At 62.4% G+C, this 19,306-nt stretch carries 14 protein-coding genes; 5 read left to right on the top strand and 9 right to left on the bottom strand.

What is annotated here, in order from left to right:
- Positions 1-31 precede the first annotated feature (31 nt).
- Positions 32-1,618 carry a TolC family outer membrane protein gene (locus tag IB267_RS15695; protein WP_192448446.1) on the bottom strand — a complete coding sequence of 529 codons (1,587 nt, stop codon included), beginning with the start codon at positions 1,616-1,618 and terminating at the stop codon, positions 32-34.
- Here IB267_RS15695 and IB267_RS15690 point away from each other — a divergent pair.
- Together IB267_RS15690 and IB267_RS15685 are read left to right on the top strand one after the other, a co-directional pair.
- The gene (locus IB267_RS15690) at positions 1,602-1,811 is read left to right on the top strand and encodes a DUF2892 domain-containing protein (protein ID WP_192448445.1); all 210 of its coding nucleotides are present in this window, start codon (positions 1,602-1,604) and stop codon (positions 1,809-1,811) included. The genes IB267_RS15695 and IB267_RS15690 overlap by 17 nt on opposite strands.
- Positions 1,808-2,326, top strand: coding sequence for an RNA polymerase sigma factor (locus IB267_RS15685; RefSeq protein ID WP_192448444.1), 519 nt, complete (start codon positions 1,808-1,810; stop codon positions 2,324-2,326). Before IB267_RS15690 ends, IB267_RS15685 begins: the two co-directional genes overlap by 4 nt.
- 47 nt (positions 2,327-2,373) lie before the next feature.
- Here IB267_RS15685 and IB267_RS15680 read toward each other — a convergent pair whose 3' ends face one another.
- The 8 genes from IB267_RS15680 to IB267_RS15645 form a co-directional block, all read right to left on the bottom strand.
- Positions 2,374-3,762 (bottom strand): HAMP domain-containing sensor histidine kinase, encoded by a 1,389-nt coding sequence (locus tag IB267_RS15680; RefSeq protein ID WP_192448443.1) that lies wholly within the window; start codon positions 3,760-3,762, stop codon positions 2,374-2,376.
- On the bottom strand, positions 3,759-4,430 hold the full coding sequence (locus IB267_RS15675) for a response regulator transcription factor (RefSeq protein ID WP_192448442.1): 672 nt from the start codon (positions 4,428-4,430) through the stop codon (positions 3,759-3,761). Before IB267_RS15675 ends, IB267_RS15680 begins: the two co-directional genes overlap by 4 nt.
- A 150-nt stretch (positions 4,431-4,580) precedes the next feature.
- Entirely contained in the window at positions 4,581-4,775 is a 195-nt protein-coding gene (locus IB267_RS15670; RefSeq protein WP_192448441.1) for a hypothetical protein, read from the bottom strand.
- A gap of 89 nt (positions 4,776-4,864) precedes the next feature.
- Positions 4,865-5,710 (bottom strand): DUF3313 domain-containing protein, encoded by an 846-nt coding sequence (locus IB267_RS15665; RefSeq protein ID WP_246810731.1) that lies wholly within the window; start codon positions 5,708-5,710, stop codon positions 4,865-4,867.
- Between the two features lie 507 nt (positions 5,711-6,217).
- Entirely contained in the window at positions 6,218-6,565 is a 348-nt protein-coding gene (locus tag IB267_RS15660) for a DUF1801 domain-containing protein (protein WP_371742546.1), read from the bottom strand.
- A gap of 71 nt (positions 6,566-6,636) precedes the next feature.
- Positions 6,637-7,488 carry a GyrI-like domain-containing protein gene (locus IB267_RS15655; RefSeq protein WP_192448438.1) on the bottom strand — a complete coding sequence of 284 codons (852 nt, stop codon included), beginning with the start codon at positions 7,486-7,488 and terminating at the stop codon, positions 6,637-6,639.
- Positions 7,489-7,828: 340 nt separating this feature from the next.
- On the bottom strand, positions 7,829-9,943 hold the full coding sequence (locus IB267_RS15650) for a carboxy terminal-processing peptidase (protein ID WP_192448437.1): 2,115 nt from the start codon (positions 9,941-9,943) through the stop codon (positions 7,829-7,831).
- 150 nt (positions 9,944-10,093) lie between these two features.
- Positions 10,094-11,050 carry an AraC family transcriptional regulator gene (locus tag IB267_RS15645; protein ID WP_210335889.1) on the bottom strand — a complete coding sequence of 319 codons (957 nt, stop codon included), beginning with the start codon at positions 11,048-11,050 and terminating at the stop codon, positions 10,094-10,096.
- Positions 11,051-11,708: 658 nt separating this feature from the next.
- On the opposite strand from IB267_RS15645, the gene IB267_RS15640 reads away from it, so the two are divergent.
- The 3 genes from IB267_RS15640 (at position 11,709) to IB267_RS15630 (ending at position 19,304) form a co-directional block, all read left to right on the top strand.
- Positions 11,709-16,928 (top strand): putative Ig domain-containing protein, encoded by a 5,220-nt coding sequence (locus IB267_RS15640; RefSeq protein ID WP_192448436.1) that lies wholly within the window; start codon positions 11,709-11,711, stop codon positions 16,926-16,928.
- Between the two features lie 112 nt (positions 16,929-17,040).
- Entirely contained in the window at positions 17,041-18,690 is a 1,650-nt protein-coding gene (locus tag IB267_RS15635; protein ID WP_192448435.1) for a SulP family inorganic anion transporter, read from the top strand.
- Complete coding sequence (locus tag IB267_RS15630) at positions 18,687-19,304, top strand: ParB-like protein (RefSeq protein WP_192448434.1); 618 nt, start codon at positions 18,687-18,689, stop codon at positions 19,302-19,304. The genes IB267_RS15635 and IB267_RS15630 overlap by 4 nt, the downstream gene beginning before the upstream one ends.
- Positions 19,305-19,306 lie beyond the last annotated feature (2 nt).

The following is a 19,306-nucleotide window of genomic DNA, read 5'->3' as shown; positions in this document are numbered from 1 at the left end:
CCAAGGCCACGGCGTAACATCGGCGAGCCGTTCAGCGCGCCTCGGTATCCGCACGTCGGGCCACAAGCCCTAAGTCCTTGGCGCCGAGCTTGCCGATGGCGGAAAGGATTCGGTAACCTCCGACCACCGTGTCGCGCTCGGCATTGGCGAGTCTTACCTGGGCCTTGATCAATTCAGCTTGGGCTTCGAGTACGTCGAGGAAGGTGCGCTGGCCGATTGCTTGTTCTGCCATCATGCCGTCCTTGGCCATTGTTGCCGCTTTGACGGATGCACGGTTGGCGGACGCGGTCGCAAGGGCTCCCTGGTATTGCGCCCAGGCCGAGGCCGCCTTCGCCTGTACTTCGGCGTGCTGAACGTCGACGGTGAAGTTCGATTTGCCAAGGTCTTCCTTCGAGCGCCGTATCTCGGCCTCCACCTTCCCTCTCTGATAAATGGGTACCTTGAGCTCGATGCCCGCCTTTTGCTCGGTCGCCGATCCATCGAACGCCATTGCGTCGAGCGCGCTGTTGCGTTCACCTCTGCCGATCCCGATCGAGCCCTTCACGGTCGGCAGGAGCTTTCCCTCGCTGACGGCGACATTGAACACGGCGCCTTCGGCGAGGTGCCGTTTCGCCAAAAGAGCGGGATGCTGCTTGGCGGCGATCGCCAGCGCCTTATCGAGATTGGCGGGCAGCATTTTCACGGGAACTTTTCCGCCCGTGAGCTTGCCCGGTTCGTCGCCGATGATCTGCCTGTAGGTCGCCTGGACGCGCTTGGCTTCGGCATAAGCGAGGCTCAGTTCCGCCTCGGCCGCGGCGCGGCGTGCCTCGGCCTGCGCGATGTTCGTTCGGGTGCGTTCGCCGGCCTGCTGGCGGGCGATCTCGGATCGCGTGAGTTCCTTGAGGAAATCGAGATCCTGCTTGCGCAGCACAACGATGCGGCGCGCCAGCACCACGTCCATATAGGCCTCGGTCGCCTCGAACAGGATGTTTTGCTCGGTGTTGCGCGTGTTCTCCTCGGCGGCGCGCTGCCGCGCCTTGTTGACCTCGACATTATTGGTCGTCTGCAGTCCGTCGAAGAGCGTCTGGTCGAGCACGATGCCAAACGTGCCGCGATTGGTGGCCGCGCTCGAATCGTAGCCGATCCCACTGCGCCAGGCGATTCTTGGATGCATCGCCGACCGGGCGATGTCGACGTCGTACGCGCTCGCCCGTGCTCCGGCGCGCGCTGCATTGAGCGTCGGATTGTTGCGGTAAGCCTTCGCCAAGGCACTTGAAAGCGGCTCGGCATGAGCCTCAGCCATGGCAATCGGCGCAATCATTGCAACCAGGGCCACCAGTATTCGTTTCATCGAACAGAAATCTCCGTTGGGAAGCCGGATCGCCCGCCAGCAGGCGAGACAATCCGGATCGAGGGCCCGCAGACGCTCGTCGGGCGGCGTCAAGAGACGGCCAGCAACCGAGCGGCGTTTGGCCGACGGGATCGGCAGGGACGGCGCCGCTAGAATTTGTCGCCGCCGGACCCCTCGCGAAAAAAATATCGTGCCGCCGCGAATCCTTTTTCGGGTTCGGCGCCTCTTATGACTGAGACGACGGGTCTCGGTTTTGCACCGGAGGTGTTGCATGGCATTTTTTCGCAAGAATATCGGTAGAGCGCAGCAGACAGTGCGGATTGGCCTTGGGATCGGTGCCGCTGTGCTGGCATACAGTTTCCTGAGTGGTTGGATCGCCCTGCTGGTGGGCGTATCGACCCTCACCTTCGTCCTCACCGGCCTCATCGGCTACTGCCCGGCCTGCGCCGTTGCCGGGCTCCACGATCGGAGCAAGCCATGAACACCAAGGCGGTGACGACCGAAACGTTCGAAGCCGCCCGCCACGGCGATCGCAATGCGATCGTCCGGCTGCTCGAGCGGACCCAGCCTGACATTCGCCGCTACGCCCGGGCAACTTGCCGCACCGCCGATGTCGACGATGCGACGCAGGAGACGCTCTGGCTTCTGTCGCGCCATGTCGGCGCAATCCGGGCACTCGCGACCCTGTCGAACTGGTTGTTCAGCGTGGTCCGGCGGGAGTGCCTGAGGCTCGCCCGACGCAGCGGTTTGGTCGCCGCCATCGATGAAGACGCGCTTGAAACAAGCCTGGTGCAGCGGCCGGAACACGTGCTGCGTCTCGATCTTGCAGCGGCGTTCGAGGCACTGCCGCCGCAGTATCGAGACGTCGCTCTGATGCGCGACCTCCAGGAGATGACGATCGACGAGATCGCCACGACGCTTCATCTTTCGCGACAGGCGGTGAAGGCGCGACTGCACCGCGCACGCCTGCTACTACGAGAATATTTGGCGGGCTGACCACTCAGGAAGACTGCTGCGTGGTCAGCTCCGGAAAGCCAGGCACGTCACGCTGCCGCGGTCTCCTTCGCGATTTTCGGAAACGCCAGATCTACCACCAGGCCGCCGGCCGCTGCTTCTGCGAGTTCGACGGAGCCACCGTGCGCCATCATGATCTGGGTAACGATGGCCAGCCCCATGCCTGTTCCCTCGCTGGCGTTGGTGTTCCCGCGCACAAACGGCTTCAGCATTTTCTCGCGCTCCGCGGCCGGGATCCCCGGCCCTTCGTCGGTGACGCGCACGATGCGGGCTTGGAGAACCTCGACCATGAGCACCTCCGTCCCGCGTGCGTGTCGCATTGCATTGATGATCAAATTATCGAGGGCCACGCGGATAGCCGGCTCGGAACCGGAGACCATGACCCGCCCTTCCGCCTTGAGCTCTATCTCCATGCCTTGCTTCATCGCCAAGGGCACATGTTCGGCAATGACCACACGCGCAATGGCTGCGAGATCTATCATGGTGAAAGTCAATGCCTGGCCGGACAGACGCGCCAGCTGCAACGATGTCGTGACGATCGACCCAAGGCGCGCCGTGTCGCGAACGAGGACCTCCCTCACCTCCGGGTCCTTCACCAGGTCGAGCTTCAATCGCAGCTTGGTCAGCGGCGTCCGCAGCTCGTGGGATGCATTGGCAAGAAAGTGTCGCTGCGCTTCGAACGCGTTGTCGATGCAACTGAGCGCGTTGTTGAACGCGGCCACCATCGGCTTCAGTTCTACGGGCGTGTCGCGGTCCGATATCCGGCGACCACCGGGGAGACCATCGATCTGCTCGGCTGAATCGACAACCCTTTTTACCGGGATTGCGATGGTGCGCTTGACGGCGAAGACAGCAATCGTGGCCGTGGCGACGAGAACAATACCCAGAAGGTGGTAGAGCCCCTGCGGCCAAATTTCGCGCAGGATCACGAGCAGCGTTTCAGCGTTCGAAAATGTCACTCCGCCGATAACAGCCAGTTTGGGGGGATCTTCTGCGTTCAGTTTTCGCAGACCCAGAAACTGCTCACCGCCCTTCTTATAATAAAACTGAGAGGAAAAGACCTGAGGAGAGGTCGTTTCGATGATGTTTCGCGCCGTCTCCGGCACGGTGCCATGTACGATCGATTGCTTTCCGTCACTGAGAAAATACCAGAACTCGGGTTGCTCTTTGGAGAGCCTGAGGATCTTCTCGACGATGACCCCATCCACCTCAAGAACAAATTTCCCCGTATGGTCGTAACTCACTCCGTCCTGGAGAAGTTTGACGACGCTGTCGAGTGCGACCTGTTTCCTGCTCTGCGCATCCATCAGCAGGAACACCGCGATGGTAAGGACAGTGCTGATCACCATCACCAGCACCATGCCCAAAACGAGCACGGTCGCCACCGGAAAGGCGATCGAATTTTGGCGTTTCATCATTCCTGCACCAGCATGTAGCCGATCCCGCGAATGGTCCGGATCGTTGCGTTGCAGTTGCTCTCACGCAGCCGCTTGCGGAGCCGCGAGACATGGGAATCGAGCACGTTGGACTCGATCTCCTCATCGATGTTGTAGACGGCCGCTTCCAGGTTATCGCGCTGTACGACGCGGCCCGCTCGCCGGATCAGTGCTTCCAGAACGGCGAGTTCACGCCTTGGCACACACAGTGCATTCTCACCGATCATGGCGGAGCGGTTGACGAGATCAAACGACAGATTGCCGAACTGCGTGGAGCCGGTCTCATCCAGGCTATAGCGGCGAAGCACGGCGCGCGCCCGCGCAATCAACTCCATCGGCTCGAAGGGTTTGCCGACATATTCGTCTGCGCCCTTGTCGAGCGCAGACACGATATCGGTCGGGTCGTCCAATGCCGTCAGAACGAGCGTTGCCGGCCTCGGACGGATCTGTCGCAGCGTCGGCAGCAGCGACAGGCCGTCCCCATCAGGAAGGTTGCGGTCGATGACGACGAGATCGAACTTGAAGGCAAGCAATGCCGCCTCGGCATCCGCAAGCGTCTCGAACACATCCGCAACGCCGATCGCGGCTTCCAGCATGGCCTTGAGCGAAGACGCCAGTTCACGATCATCTTCTACGATCAGAATTCGCATGTTGCCTACCAATATCGACTAGAATTGAGTACTGAAGGCGCAAAGCTTTTTTAAAGGAAACAAAAGAGAGCTCTAAACAATGTGCCATAGGCCATGTCGCAGTCGCCCAATTGAAACAGTTTTCTCTAAAACAGCTGGCATCCCTGCGGATTAATCGTAAGCATACACCGGAGGATCGTAATCGCGTCCCCTGCGGCGTTCATCGGACATATCAAGACGTTGCACGCAATTGGCGTAAGCATCGGTTCCCGGCACGAATCCGTACTCCGCACAGCGGTTTTTGTATTCTACGGTTTCGCATCCCGCCAGCACGATCAGCAGGCCTGCTGCAATAAAAAGACGCATGAAGTGACCTCGGTTATTTCTCATTTTGCGGGTGCCTAGATCCCACTGCCACCTTGTGACAATGTTACGAGACGCAAGTGCAGTCCGCCTCAACGGCTGCCAATGGAAGGCTTTGTTCTTTCGGCAGAAACGGCTGCATCTGTCGCAGTCACGGGGAGCTTGCCTCCCTTGTCCGTCCAGGACGGAGGCGCGCCGATCGAAGCGCCGATCATGCCGACGACACCCGGCGCACGGCCGAAGTTCTCGCAGATCGCAGAACCGGGTTTCCCGCCAAACGACGTGCGAATGTCGTAGCCGGACGGCAGGTGCAGATCGAAATTTCCGGGTTCTTTGCCGGCGACGACCATTCTTGAGAAATCTTTGCCGAACGCGCCGGCCAGGTCGTAGGCGTCGCCAACCGGCGAAACGCGCGCTTCGCTTGTAAACGAGTTGGCGCCCTTCGACCAAACGATCGCCGCCCTTTGCTTACCGTCTCGATCCACGGCTTCCGCTTCGACCGCGAGCCCGCCAAGCCCGAAGGGCAGTCGCGGTATGCCGACCGGCAGAGCCAGCGAACTGCCGATGGAAATCGCCTTGGCGGCACCGGCGACCGACGGCTCGGTCGGGACGATGTCCGTAACGGCCGTTCGAACCGTCAGATCCGCGGGCGTGCCGAACGGGACGATCTCATACTTCTCGCTCATGGTGATGCAAATCGCGCGGTCGATCGCGTTCGTTAAAAGGAGGCGGTCCTTCTGCTTCTCGACACGCTTTTGCGCAGCCGGGGCCAAAGCCGTCGGTGCGATGCTCACGGTCTTGACGTCCTTCAGGCCGTCCTTGCTGAAGTAGACCCTTTTCTTCTCGAACTTCCCCTTGGGCGCGCTGAGGTTGCTGTAGGAAGTCAGCGTCCCCGCTTCCGTCAAAGGAACGGTCGTACATCCCCCAAGCACGAGCATGATCGGCACCCATATTGCGATCCCCCGACCGCCCGCCGCATGTGCCCTTTTTCTAGCAAGCTTACCGCTGTTCTTCGTCTCACCACACGTCATTTGCCCGAAACCCTCGTTGTCGAAAACGAGCGCCGATTGGGGCCCTGCACCTTGTGAAAACATTACGAATTCAGATCGAGCAAACTGACGTCCACCTGAATTCGATATCCAGAATTCAGAAAATCAGCCCTCGGACAGCGTAATGTTCCTGCAAGAGAACAATAAGACAAAGATGAACAATGATTTTTACCCGGAGTATATTCATGTGCCTCTTCATGTTTTTTAGCGCGCTGATCGTATTCAGCATATTATTTCTGAGTGCATGCTCTATTTACTTGGAACTCAGCGACACCAACGCGCAACGACAAGCATACCCCATCTGGCAGGACTGATGAACGTCTCGCCATCCTGGGCATCGGATGTCTCGGACGGCGAGAATCCATGTCGGCGGCAGGAAACCACCGACGGCACTTCTTACAGAAACCCGGCCTTCGACCGATGATAGGTCAGGGCTGCGCGCAAGCAGAGCATCAGCGGCTCGCGCGATAGTGCGCCCGTGGCGGGCACGATGAGGGCGCGACTGCCCTCGAATGCGAAGTCATCGGCAAAATGGGCCCGGAACGTCTCAACAAGCGTTGTTTTGCAGTTGAAAAGCACCGCGCATTTGTCCGGTGCCGATTGGGTGGTGCCCAGCCTGATGGTGCTCCCGCTCTTTCTTGCCTCGGTCAGATAGGCCGGCTCGCCCCATTTGAACGTTTCGGTGAGCGCCCCGATATCTTGCGTTTCTGCGGCTACCGAAAATACAATCTCACGGATCTCCAACAGACGCGCTCGCACCGGTTCGGGGTAGCGCGATAACGCTTCGGCAACGGGTCGGGGGACAGGTGGCGCCTTCATGACACGGCCTTGAGGGGCAGGTGAATATCGGTGTGCAGTTCGTTTTGCGGCACTTCGCGCGGGTCGTTGAGATAGGCTTCGAAGATCGGCGCGTCGTCCGGCTCATAACCAGATGCAGGCAGCCACACGCCCAGAAGCCACCGATAGGCGCCTCGCATATCGGCATAGGGTCCCTTGTAACGCAGCTTCGCATATGGTCCGCCGCGCAGAACCGTCTCCACCAGTGGCGCATCGATCGTGACGGACGTTGCCACAGGCAGGCAGGCGCGCGAATACAACTCCGCCTCGGGCCCAAGATCAGGATCGTCGAAGAACACCCCGAGCATGGCGGGCTCTGCCGGCAGGGAATGGCGGTCGACAAGCTCGGCAAAGAGCCGACCCATGGCGTGGTCGATTTCCATGTAGGAACCGATGTGATCGATTCCAGCGCAGCGGCGTTCCGGCAAGCTCTCGATCACGACAGGGAAGGCATCTGTCTCGCTGGTAGCATTCGCCGCCCTAAAGGCAGCGTGCGAGCCTGCCTCACGGTAGGCGGCCGGGCTCACGCCGAAGGCGCCCTTGAAAGCCCGGCCGAATGTGTCGGTCGAGCTATACCCGGCACGCGCACTGACCGCTTCGATTTCGAGGTCAGAATTGGCCAACCGATCGGCAGCGCGCTGGAGCCTCAGCCTGCGGATCGTCGCGACAATGGTTTCTCCGCGCATGGCCGAATAGATGCGGCTCCAGTGATAGGACGAAAGGCAAGCGACTTCCGCCAGCCGATCGAAGGAAAGATCATCCTCAAGGTGGGCATAGACGTAATCGATGACCCGGTTGAGGCGTTGGTTGTAACTTTCCTGGTTGCGCATAAGGGCCCCTTGTCATGCTTGAAATCATAGAAAGTCTTGCACGGCACGGGCAGGCAAATCCTGCGGAAATGAAACACGTCTAACGATACTGAGAGTTGAGCGGCTATGCCTTCAATTAGAGGCAGGACGGTTGTACAAATCAATAGAGGTGAAGCCTGGCTCGCCCAGACACTCGAACGCGTGCCAGGTCGAGGCCCATCCAGCGGAGATACTGACGCGCTCATGCCAGGGAACCACGCCGCCTGAACGCCAAAAAAGAAACAAAAAGGCCGACAAAACGAATGTTTTGTCGGCCTTTGCTTTTGTGCCTGCGCATCGCCGCGGCCATCGGCCGGGCAGATTATTTTCCGGTCGCGCTTGCAGGTGGCTGCGTGACCGCCTTCAGCTCGCCTTCCTGAAGATCCGCCTCATCGGCAAGAATGGCTGTCGCCTCCGTCAGCAGGACATCCTTTACGTTCTTGCGGGCTTTCTCCATGGCGATATCGGCACTCAGGCTGCGCTCGTCGGCGTTCAGACCATCGTCGTCACCGGCATCGTCCGCGTCGCTTCCCTGCCGAGACTTGAGCCGCGCTTCGCGATCCTTCATCTCCTTGCGACGTTCGGCTTCGTTGAGGGAGACAGTGCCCTTTTCGCGCTGCGCCTTGATGTCGGCGATGTCTTCCAGCAGGCGCTGGAATTCCGGGTCGCTTGCAACACGGGCATCATGACGACCTTGCAGCGTGGGCAGCAGCGCCGTGACGGTGTTGGCGGGCGCATAGTCTGCCGGCTTGATCTCCGACCACGGCAGGGCATTGTCGTAGCTCGTCTCGCCGAAGCGCGTCGGGTCGGAAAGCCCCGGCAGGCTGATATCGGGCGTTACGCCGTGCAACTGCGTGGTGCCGCCATTGACCCGGAAGAACTGGGCGATCGTCACCTTGAGCTCGCCGAATGCGGGTTTGCTGTTGCGAACCATCTGGTCGAGATCGACGACGGTCTGAACCGTGCCCTTGCCGAAGCTGGGTTCGCCGATGACGACACCGCGACCGTAATCCTGGATCGCCGCGGCAAAGATTTCGGAGGCAGACGCCGAGCCGCGGTTGATCAGGACCCCGACAGGCCCCGTCCAGATCGGCTCGGGAAACTCCGAGCTTGAGACCACGACCTTGCCGTCGCTGCTGCGCTGCTGAACGACCGGACCAGAGCCAATGAACAGGCCGGTCAGGGCAATCGCCTCATCCAGCGAACCGCCGCCATTGTTGCGCACGTCGATCAGCACGCTGTCGACCTGTTCCTGCTTCAACTCTTCGAGAAGCTTTGCGACGTCGCGGCTTGCGCTGCGATAGTCTTTCTCTCTTTTGCGTCGGGCCTCGAAATCCTCGTAGAAGGCCGGCAGGGTGATCACCCCGATCTTGCGCGTGGCATCGCCCGCCTTCACGGACAAGACGGTCTTCTGCGCCGCCTGCTTTTCGAGGCTGATCTTGTCGCGCACCAGGGTGATGATGCGATGGGCGGCATCTGCTCCGGCATCCGCCGGCAGCACGTCCAGACGCACGACCGATCCCTTTTTACCCCGGATCAGTTGCACGACTTCATCGATGCGCGTGCCGACCACTTCCTTTATCGGGCCGTCGTGGCCCTGCCCGACGCCGGTGATGCGGTCTCCGACCGCAAGCTTGCCGGAAAGCTGCGCCGGCCCGCCGGGCACGAGTTCGCGGATCGTCGTGTAGTCGTCGCGCTCCTGCAGCACCGCGCCGATGCCGACCAGCGAAAGCTTCATCGCGATATCGAAATCGGCCGAGGCGCTGGCGCCGAAATAGTCCGTATGCGGATCGACCGCGGTCGTATAGGCGTTCATGAACGACTGGAAGACGTCGTCGCTCTTATACTTGTAAGCGCGCTCGAGCGCATTGGCATAGCGCTTGTCGAGCGTTTCGCGGATGGCGGCATCGGCCTTGCCGCTGAGCTTCAACCGCAGCCAGTCGCTCTTCACGCGCTTGCGCCATAGTTCGTTGCTCTCGGCTTCCGATTGCGGCCAGGGCGCCTTGTCCCGCAGCACGGAGTAATCCTCCTGCTTCGTGAAATCGAAGTCCTGCTTCAGCAGCTCGCGTGCGTAATCCATGCGGTCGACAACACGCTTGCCGTAGACGTTGAAGATCGCAAACGGGATCTTCAGGTCCTTGTGCTTGATGGCATCGTCGATCTCGTTGCGGTCAGGCTTGAAACTGTCGATGTCGGCCTGCAGGAAGAGCCCGCGATCCGGATCGAGAGAATCGATGAAGCTGTCCATGATCTTGGCCGACAGGGCGTCGTCGAGCGGAACCGGCTTGTAGCTGTAGCGCGTCAGAAATTTTGCGCTCAACTGTGCGGCCTGTGCCTGCTGCTTCAGCGGCTCCAGAACAGGAGGCGAGGCAACGTCGGCATAGGCGGACGGCACGATTGCAAGAAATGCACCAAGGAAGACGTGTGAAATGCGCATTCAGCGTTGACCCAATTCTTAATGCCGAGTGTCGAAGAGGGATCTAGGTGAAGCAATTATGGTTTTTTGGCAACCGGGCACGATCTCCCGGCCATCAAAAGAACGTTAAACGATCCACGACGACGAAATGCCTTGGCGCCTAACGCCGGCCTAGTGGAAAGAATCCGTGGCGCGAGATTCTCCCGGCGCCATCCCGTAGATGCCGGCGAAAAGGCGGTAAAATGTGGCGAGGCTGTCGAATCCGCAGGCATAGGCGACCTCGGTGACCGACATGGCAGGGGCAGCGACGAGAAGCCGCCGGGCCTCGGCAATGCGCATCGTTGCCAGCGTGCGGGCAAAGGTCAGTTCGGCGTGTTCGAAAATCACATGCAGCTGGCGCACCGAAATGCCCAGTTCAAGCGCGACCTTTGCCGGCGTCAGTTTCTGCTGGTGCTTGTCGCGCGCCATGATCTCTTCGGCCGCATAACGCAGGCCGGAGCGAAGTGCGGCCCGCACCTCGGGCATGCCCGGCGCCAGCCGTTTGCGGGCGGCAAGCGCCAGCCGGGTGATATGCGCCACCTCGCGCTGAGGGTCCGAGAGCTCGCCATGTCTGGCGCTGACCGCGTTGAACAGCGCACGAAAGGCGCGCGCGAATGCGGCATCGTCCTGATAGCGGGTGGTGAACAGGTCGTGCGTCGGCCGACCGAGCATCACGTCGTGGTCGAAGGGCACGGTGAGCACCCGAAAGTGGAAGCTGTCATGACCGCCGGGCGTCGCATGATAGGGCAGGTCCGAGTGGCTGATCGCCATGTCTCCGTCCTTGAAGACCTGCGCGCGGTCTCCCCCCGTATCGAGAAGCCCGCCGCCCTTCACCTGAAAGGCGATGCAAAGGCTGTTGCCGGCGACACGGGCAATGTCAGCCTCGGTGCGGCTGACGCGATAGGCCGAGGCCCGCATCTCGGAGGCGACAGCGCTACCGACCCGGCACGACTGGAACGAGCCCCGGAAGGTGCTGCGCTTTGCCGCCGGCAGTTCGATCGTCACACCGAACAGGCTCTTGCCGCGCACCTCGCGCCACTGGTCGAAACGGTCTTGCGGAGCAATATCGTCGGTTGAGAAGCGGATCATGGTGTTCCGGCGTGTTCCCCTGCGCCGGTTCGCGCCGGCTGCCCCGTTGGTATCGCGCCGCCAACGCGCGAATCAAGCGCGGCAAACTCCCGCTAGGCGTGCAATTCGGGCGCTCTTCGCGCACGCAGGACGAGGTCGCACATGCCTGCCGCGTCCGACGAGCCTTGGCAAATCCGTCCATTCCGAGCACGCATACGTCGATCTGCAGCGCGGGTTCGGGGCGGCCAGAACCAATCCTCCATTTTTGGGCTGAAGGCGAATTGTCCGGGAGCTTGGTTTGTCAGGCTTTTCCCCAGGCGGTACAAGGGCTTCCGCCGCCTGACCGCATGAGTGCCTTCCGGCGCCGGGCCTGCGATCGTTGCGCCTCTGCGCTGAATGAGAAGCGCCGAACCACGGCACGCGGTATGGCGGTGATGACATCGTGGATTCGATCTTCGATGAACGGATGAAAGAGGCGATCTGGGACGCGTCCTCTTGCTCCGGCCCGGACCGTGGTCCGGCAGGAAATTGGTGACTTATTTTTTTGCAACGCGGCGGCGGCTCGAAACGCGGATGCGCGGCAGCGATGACTATTGAGGGGGCTCTCCGCAGGGGAGCGAGTGGGGTCGGCATGCATTTCATTGCAAGCGGTGCATCTTGCGCCGCAGTTTTTTTGCGCGTGGCAGTTTCCATCATTTTCGCAGCGCTCCTCGTGCGCGGTGAAAAGGCGTCTGTGCGCATCGAAACGGCCTGCGGGCATGTCTTTCGGGTCGCGGCGACCATACTTCTGTTGGTGTCGTCGGTTCTGACACTGCCCGACAGCGCCCGCGCGGCGTCCCCTCCCTTGATTACGGCGAATCCCTCCAATTCGACGATCTGCGCCGGAGCCAACACCAGCTTTAGTGTTACCGCATCCAACGCCACGAGCTATCAGTGGCAGGTGGATCAAGGATCCGGGTTCACGAACATCAACAATAGCGCGCCCTATGCCGGCGCAACCACAGCAACGTTGTTCATCACCGGCGCGACGGCGGGGCTGAATGGTTATGCCTATCGCGCCATGGCGATAGGTGCGGCCACGCCCGACGCCGAATCAAATCCCGCGACGCTGACCGTCAACAGTTCCCCCCAGGTTACGGGGCACCCGTCTGCTTCGACAATCCATGCCGGCGGCAACACTACGTTCGGCGCCACGGTTGCCAACGCCACCGGTTACCAGTGGCAGGTGGATCAGGGAGCCGGTTACACCAGCATCACGAACAACGCCCTTTATTCCGGCGCGACATCGGCAACGCTGTCCATCACCGGCGCGACCACGGGCATGAACGGTTACGTCTACCGCGTCATTGCCGTCGGCGTATGCACGCCGGTTACGGCCTCGTACGGTGCGGCCCTCACCGTCACACCGCCGCCGACGGTGACGGGCGTCAGTCCCTCAAGCGGTCCGACCGGAGGGGGAACGAGCGTCATCCTCACTGGCACCGATTTTACCGGCGTGACGGCTGTCACCTTCGGGGCGACGCCGGCAGCGGGTTTCACGGTTATCAGCGGAACCCAGATCACCGCAACGGCGCCTGCCAACGCTGCGGGCACGTTCGACATCCGGGTTACCACTGTCGGCGGAACGAGCGCGACCTCAGCGGCGGATCAATACACCTATGTTGCGCCCCCGACGGTGACGAGTGTCACTCCTACGAGCGGACCCATGGCGGGCGGGACAACCGTCATCCTGACCGGCACCAACTTCGTCGGCGCCACCTCGGTCACCTTTGGAGCAACGATGGCATCGGGCTTCACGGTCAACAGCGCAACTCAGATTACCGTCACCTCTCCCGCGCACTTCGCGGGCACGGTCGATATCCGGGTGACGACCGCTGGCGGAACGAGTGCGACCACGGCGGCGGACCAGTTTACTTATGTCCCGTCGCCGACGGTGACCAGTGTCACTCCCACGAACGGGTCAACGGCGGGTGGCACGAGTGTTGTCGTGACCGGCACCAACTTCAGCGGCGCAACCGCGGTTACCTTCGGAGGAGCGGCGGCAACGGGCTTCTCGGTGGACAGTGGAAGCCAGATTACCGCCACCGCTCCCGCGGGCTCCGCAGGCACTGTCGATGTCCGGGTGATCACCGTCGGCGGGACCAGCGCGACCTCGGCGGCAGACCAGTTCACCTATGTGGAACCGCCGGTCGCCAATGCTGCCTCCGCCACCGTCGCTGCCAACTCGACGGCCAATGCGATCGCGTTGAACATCACAGGGGGAACGGCCGACAGCGTTGCAATCGATGCCGTCGCTACCCACGGGACGGCAAGCGCTTCGGGCACGACGATCACCTACACCCCGACGGCAGGCTATTCGGGAACGGACAGCTTCACCTACACGGCCACCAACGTTGCCGGCACGTCCACAGCAGCGACGGTGACGGTCACCGTAACGCCGCCGGTGCTTGACCTGACGCCGGCCTCGACGCCAAACGGCGTCGCAGGAACGCTCTACAGCCAGACATTCTCGGCTTCCGGCGGGACCGCGCCCAATACCTTCGCGTTAATCGCCGGCGCGCCCCCTCCGGGCGTGAGCCTGGATCAGAGCACCGGCGAACTTGCCGGCACGCCGACGGCGACAGGCACGTTCAATTTCAGGATCAAGGCGACCGATCACTACGGCGCGACCGGCGACAGAGCCTATCAAATAACCACCGTCTGCCCGGCCGTTGCCTTCACGCCGTCGAGCGGAACTGCTTTCAGCGGCACCACCGGCGTGCCCTATAGTCAGGTGTTTTCGGCCTCCGGAACGATGGGGGGATCATCCTTCACCTTCAGCAGTAACGTGCCGCTTCCTTCCGGGCTGACCTTCGACCCCGCAACCAACACGCTCTCGGGCACGCCGACACAGCCTGGATCACTCAATTTCGCGCTTGATTTCACCGATGTGTACGGTTGCCCCTTCACTGCATACTATTCGATCAACGTGGCGTTTCCAGCGATCACTCTGGCCCCGGCGGCTAACGGGTTGCCCGGCGGAGAAACCGGCGTGGCCTACAGTCAGACGATCACCGCTTCCGGCGGATCCGCCCCTTATACCTATGCTGCGACGGGAACCTTGCCGACCGGAGTGACGTTCGATGGAGCAACCGGCACGCTCAGCGGTACCCCGACGGCGACGGGCAGCTTTAGCTTTACGATCATCGCGACGGATGTCTATGGCGCGGCTGTAGGCGTGACATACACACTGCCCGTCACGCACCCGGCGGTCAACCTAACGCCGGCGGCAGGCGCCCTGCCCGGCGGCACGACCGGCATCGCCTACAGCCAGAGCATTTCCGCGTCCGGCGGAACCGCACCCTATAGCTATGCCGCAACCGGAACCTTGCCGACAGGCGTGACACTTGACGCGGCAACAGGCACACTCGGCGGCACGCCGACGGCAACCGGGACCTCCAATTTCACCGTTACCGCAACGGATGCCTACGGTGCATCGAGCAATGCAGCTTATTCGCTGAGCGTTGCCTTTCCTTCACTTGCGATGACGCCCGTGGCCGGCGCTCTACCCGGTGCCACGACCGGTCTTGCCTACAGCCAGACCTTCTCGGCGTCCGGTGGATCCGCACCCTACAGCTATGCAATTTCTGTCGGAATCTTGCCTTCGGGACTGGCGCTCGACGGCGCGACAGGCACTCTCAGCGGTACCCCGACGGCGACCGGCAGCGCCAGCTTCACGGTCACCGCAACAGATGCCTACGGCGCATCGAGCAATACAGCCTACTCGCTGACCGTCGCCTATCCGACCATAGCCGTGACGCCGGCGGCCGGCGCGTTGCCCGGTGGCACCACCGGGACGGCCTACAGCCAGGCGATCTCCGCTTCGGGTGGAACCTCACCCTACAGCTACGCGATCTCGGGCGGATCTCTTCCGGCCGGACTGACGCTCGATGGCGCAAACGGCGCAATCAGCGGGACACCGACAACGGCTGGCAATGCCAGCTTTACGATCACGGCAACCGACGCTTATGGCGCAACCGGCGCCGCTGCCTATGCCTTGACGATCGTCCCCGGCCTGCAGGCGCCGATCGCCAACGCGGTCTCGACAACGGTCGCCGCCAACTCCTCGGCCAATGCGATCCCGTTGCAGCTCAGTGGTGATACCCCCGACAGCGTTGCGGTCGCCAGTGCGCCATCACACGGCACGGCGAATGCCTCGGGCACGACGATCAACTACACGCCGACGGCAGGCTATTCCGGCCCGGACAGCTTCACCTACACCGCCACCAATGCGGCGGGCACGTCCACGGCCGCGACCGTCAGCATCACGGTCACTGCACCCGCCTTCACGTTCTCGCCGGCGGCTGGAACCCTTGCCAGCGCGATGGCGGGCGAGGACTACCGGCAGCAGATCACGGCGCTCGGCGGTCGCGCACCGATGCTCTACAGCATCGCCTCCGGCACCCTGCCGCGGGGCATGGTGCTCAACATCTCGACCGGCGAGCTCACCGGCCCGCTCGATGCGGCGAGCGAAGGTGACTACACATTCACGATCCGCGCGGAAGACAGCAACGCCGCGACCGGAAGCGCGACCTACGGATTGAAGGTGACGCCACGCCAGACCACCGTCACCGATCAGGTCGTCGACGTGCCCGCGGGCTCGACCCCAGCCGACGTTTACCTCAACCGCGGGGCAACCGGCGGGCCGTTCACGGACGCCGAACTGACCTTCGTTGAGCCGGCAAATGCCGGCACGGCGACGATCATTCGCGGTCAGCTCGCCCAGGCCGGGCCGGTCGGCACACCCATCGGCTGGTACCTGCAGTTTACGCCGAACCCCGGCTTTTCCGGCAGGGCAAAGGTGGGCTTCCGCCTGACGAGCGCGCTCGGCGCCTCCAACACTGGCACCGTCACCTACAATCTCGGCTTTGCCGCAGCGCAGGTCGCAGAAGACATCGACGGACTTGTTCGGGGCTTCGTCTCGACCAGGCAGAACCTGATCAGCGAAAGCATCTTCGTGCCGGGGCTCCTCGAGCGCCGCCGCATGGGTGGGGCAACAGACCCGGTGACCGCGCGCATGACGCCGTCCGATGACGGCATGACGGCAAACCTAAGCACCAGCCTCGCACAGCTCGATGCGGCCCGCGACAGCGCCGACGGGGTAACCGGCGCGCAACTTCGCGCCTTCAATGCCTGGATCGATCTCGCCTTCCTCGCCCATAACCGGGACGAGAACGACAGCCAATGGGGCAGCTTCGCCATGCTCAACGTCGGTGCCGACTATCTGGTCTCGGAAAAGGCGCTGATCGGCCTGTCCTTCCATTTTGACCGGATGACCGACCCGACCGATGCCGATGCGGAACTGACCGGTAACGGCTGGCTCTTCGGCCCCAATGCGTCGCTGGAACTCGGCAAGGGTGTGTTCTGGGATACAAGCCTGCTCTATGGCGGCTCCTCCAACGACATCGACACCACCTTCTGGGACGGAACGTTCGACACCACACGATGGATGGTCGACACGGCGATCAAGGGCCAGTGGAGCCTCGACGAGGCGACGGTGCTGACACCGAAGCTCCGCGCCGTCTACTTCTCCGAAACGGTCGACGACTACACGGTGCACAACAGTGCGGGCGACAAGATCACCATCGATGGCTTCGACGAGGAGCAGTTCCGCGTCAGCCTCGGCGCCGAGGTCGAGCGATCCTTCACGCTCGACAACGGCTCGACGGTGACCCCGAAGCTCGGAGCAACGGCCGGCTATTCGGGGCTCGACGGATCTGGCGTCTTCGCCAACCTGACGGCCGGGCTCTCGCTTTCGACTGCAGACCTATGGCTGCTCGATCTCGGGCTGCTCTTCGACATCGAGGAGGGCGGGCAAAAATCCGTCGGCGGACGCGCCCGCGCGAGCCGTCAGTTCTGACTTCTGGGGAGACCGCCGAGGCATCGCCTCGGCGGTCGGCTGGCAAGCCCGCGACATGCTCGGGCCGCGCTATGGATTTCAGATTGCATTCCGCTAGAGTCTTTAGGAAAACATGGCGGAAGAGGTTGCGACGAGCGTGGGCAACAGGGACTGGATTGCGGGTCTGTCCGTCGCCGGATTGATGCTGCCCGAAGCTGTTGCCTATGCCGGTATCGCCGGCCTGCCACCGCAGCACGCCGTCGTCGCGGCTATCGTCGGTTGCCTGACCTATTCCATCCTCGGCCGCAGCCGTTTTGCCATCGTGTCCCCGACATCGTCGTCGGCCGCCATTCTTGCGGCGACAATCGCGGCGCTGCCCGGTTCGACGGCGGACAAGATGGCGCTGGTAACGGTGATGGTGGCGCTGACGGGTCTGCTCTTCGTCGCGGCCTCCCTGCTGCGGCTTGGAAACCTCGCAAGCTTCATCTCCCGCCCCGTCCTTCGTGGCTTCGCCTTCGGGCTGGCGGTCACCATCATCGTCAGGCAATTGCCCACCGTTACCGGCGTCGAGGTGCCGGCAACCGACATCATCCATCAGATCGCCGGGCTTTTTGCGGCGCTGCCCCGGTGGAACATGGTGAGCATTGCCGTCGGCGTCGCGGCCCTTGCCGCCCTCCTGTTGCTGCGGCGCGCTCCGTTTCTTCCCGGCGCTTTTCTGGTCCTTTGCGCCGGCATCCTGGCTTCCAGGCTGCTGGACCTTGCGGGCCACGGCGTGGCGGTGGTCGGGCCGTTGTCGATCTCGATGACCTTGCCGTCGCTCTCGCTCGTCGAATGGAGCCAGATCCGGCAGCTTGTGCCCTACACCTTGCCGCTCGTTCTCATCCTCTTTGCCGAATCCTGGGGCACGATCCGGTCGCTTTCATTGCGTCACGGCGAAAGCGTCACCGCCAATCGAGAACTGCTGGCGCTCGGCGCTGCCAATGTCGCCTGTGCTATCGCGCAGGGCATGCCCGTCGGCGCCGGTTTCTCGGCGGGCTCCGCGGCCGAAGCTGCTGGTGCACAAACCCGAATGACGGCGCTCGTCGCCGCGGTCGGCCTTGCGCTGCTCGTCGTCCTTGGCGCCGATCTGCTTCAGAGCCTTCCCGAGCCGGTCCTTTCTGCTGTCGTCATTGCCGCACTGGCGCATGCGCTCGATCCTCGGCCGCTTTTGCGGCTGTGGAAACTGAAACACGACGTTGTCATCGCCTTGGCGGCGGCAGTCGGGGTCATCGCCTTCGGCGTCGTCAACGGCATCACCATAGCTGTCGCACTTTCGCTCGCCGTCTTGCTGCACAGGCTGGCCACGCCCTATGTCGCCTCCCTTGGTCGCCTGGGACAGGGCCATGACTTCGTCGACGTCGCCCGCCACGCGGACGCGCAAACGATGCCGGGCATCGCCATCTGGCGTCCGGCGCAACCGCTGTTCTTTGCCAATGCGGATGCCATCTTGACCGAGACGGCCGCACGGATCGGCCACGACCAGACAGCACGCGCCGTCATCCTCAGCCTTGAGGAAAGCTTCGACCTCGACAGCACCGCGCTCGATGCGCTGATCGAATTCGACACGCTTGTGCGCGCCCAGGGCAAGCACCTCTATTATGCACGGGTGCATGACCGGGTCCGCGACATGATCGCCCTGGCCGCTCCCCCGCTTCTCACCTATCTCAGCTACAGCGTCGATGATGCCGTAGCTGCCGCCTCCCAACCCGAAACGACCGCGTCCCTGCCCGGAGCCGTTCGATGACCCCAAACTATGAGCCGCAACTGCAACCGATCGACATCGCCGAACTTCGCCCGACCCAGATCACCGTCGGCTTCCTCGAAGTCACCGAAAAACGACGCGAATGGCGCAAGACTGCCAAGCGGCATGGCGCGGAATTCCTGGGACATCATATGGTGCCGGTCGTGCTCGGCCCGAAGGAGCGACCGTATCTGGTCGACCATCATCATCTCGTGCGCGCCCTGCACGAGGAAGGCGTCGCGCATGTGCTGACCAGTATCGTGTTCGATCTCAGCCACCTGTCAAAGGACGAGTTCTGGTCGGTCATGGACCACCGCCACTGGATGTATCCGTTCGACGCACAGGGCCTGCGGCGATCGCACCAGGACCTGCCGCGCACGATCGCCGGCCTCGCCGACGATCCCTACCGGTCGCTTGCGGGCGCGCTCCGCCGCGCCGGCGGTTACGCCAAGGACGCAACGCCCTACAGCGAGTTCATGTGGGCAAACTTCCTGCGCTCGCGCATCGATGCAAAACGCATCGCCAATGATATCGACAAGGCCGTGCACGACGCGCTCGATCTTGCCCACGGCAAGTCCGCCAGCTTCCTGCCGGGTTGGTGCGGCGTCACCGATTAGAC

It is taken from the genome of Ensifer sp. ENS09, assembly GCF_014852425.1.
In the GTDB taxonomy this organism is placed as follows: Bacteria; Pseudomonadota; Alphaproteobacteria; order Rhizobiales; family Rhizobiaceae; genus Ensifer.
This window is presented reverse-complemented; position numbering and strand designations above follow the sequence as displayed.

Excerpts from the sequence above, each read along its gene's own strand:
- IB267_RS15690 (WP_192448445.1), top strand. The coding sequence starts at position 1,602 with ATGGCATTTTTTCGCAAGAATATCGGTAGAGCGCAGCAGACAGTGCGG.
- IB267_RS15685 (WP_192448444.1), top strand. The coding sequence starts at position 1,808 with ATGAACACCAAGGCGGTGACGACCGAAACGTTCGAAGCCGCCCGCCAC.
- IB267_RS15680 (WP_192448443.1), bottom strand. The coding sequence starts at position 3,762 with ATGATGAAACGCCAAAATTCGATCGCCTTTCCGGTGGCGACCGTGCTC.
- IB267_RS15675 (WP_192448442.1), bottom strand. The coding sequence starts at position 4,430 with ATGCGAATTCTGATCGTAGAAGATGATCGTGAACTGGCGTCTTCGCTC.
- IB267_RS15670 (WP_192448441.1), bottom strand. The coding sequence starts at position 4,775 with ATGCGTCTTTTTATTGCAGCAGGCCTGCTGATCGTGCTGGCGGGATGC.
- IB267_RS15665 (WP_246810731.1), bottom strand. The coding sequence starts at position 5,710 with ATGCTCGTGCTTGGGGGATGTACGACCGTTCCTTTGACGGAAGCGGGG.
- IB267_RS15655 (WP_192448438.1), bottom strand. The coding sequence starts at position 7,488 with ATGCGCAACCAGGAAAGTTACAACCAACGCCTCAACCGGGTCATCGAT.
- IB267_RS15650 (WP_192448437.1), bottom strand. The coding sequence starts at position 9,943 with ATGCGCATTTCACACGTCTTCCTTGGTGCATTTCTTGCAATCGTGCCG.
- IB267_RS15645 (WP_210335889.1), bottom strand. The coding sequence starts at position 11,050 with ATGATCCGCTTCTCAACCGACGATATTGCTCCGCAAGACCGTTTCGAC.
- IB267_RS15635 (WP_192448435.1), top strand. The coding sequence starts at position 17,041 with ATGGCGGAAGAGGTTGCGACGAGCGTGGGCAACAGGGACTGGATTGCG.
- IB267_RS15630 (WP_192448434.1), top strand. The coding sequence starts at position 18,687 with ATGACCCCAAACTATGAGCCGCAACTGCAACCGATCGACATCGCCGAA.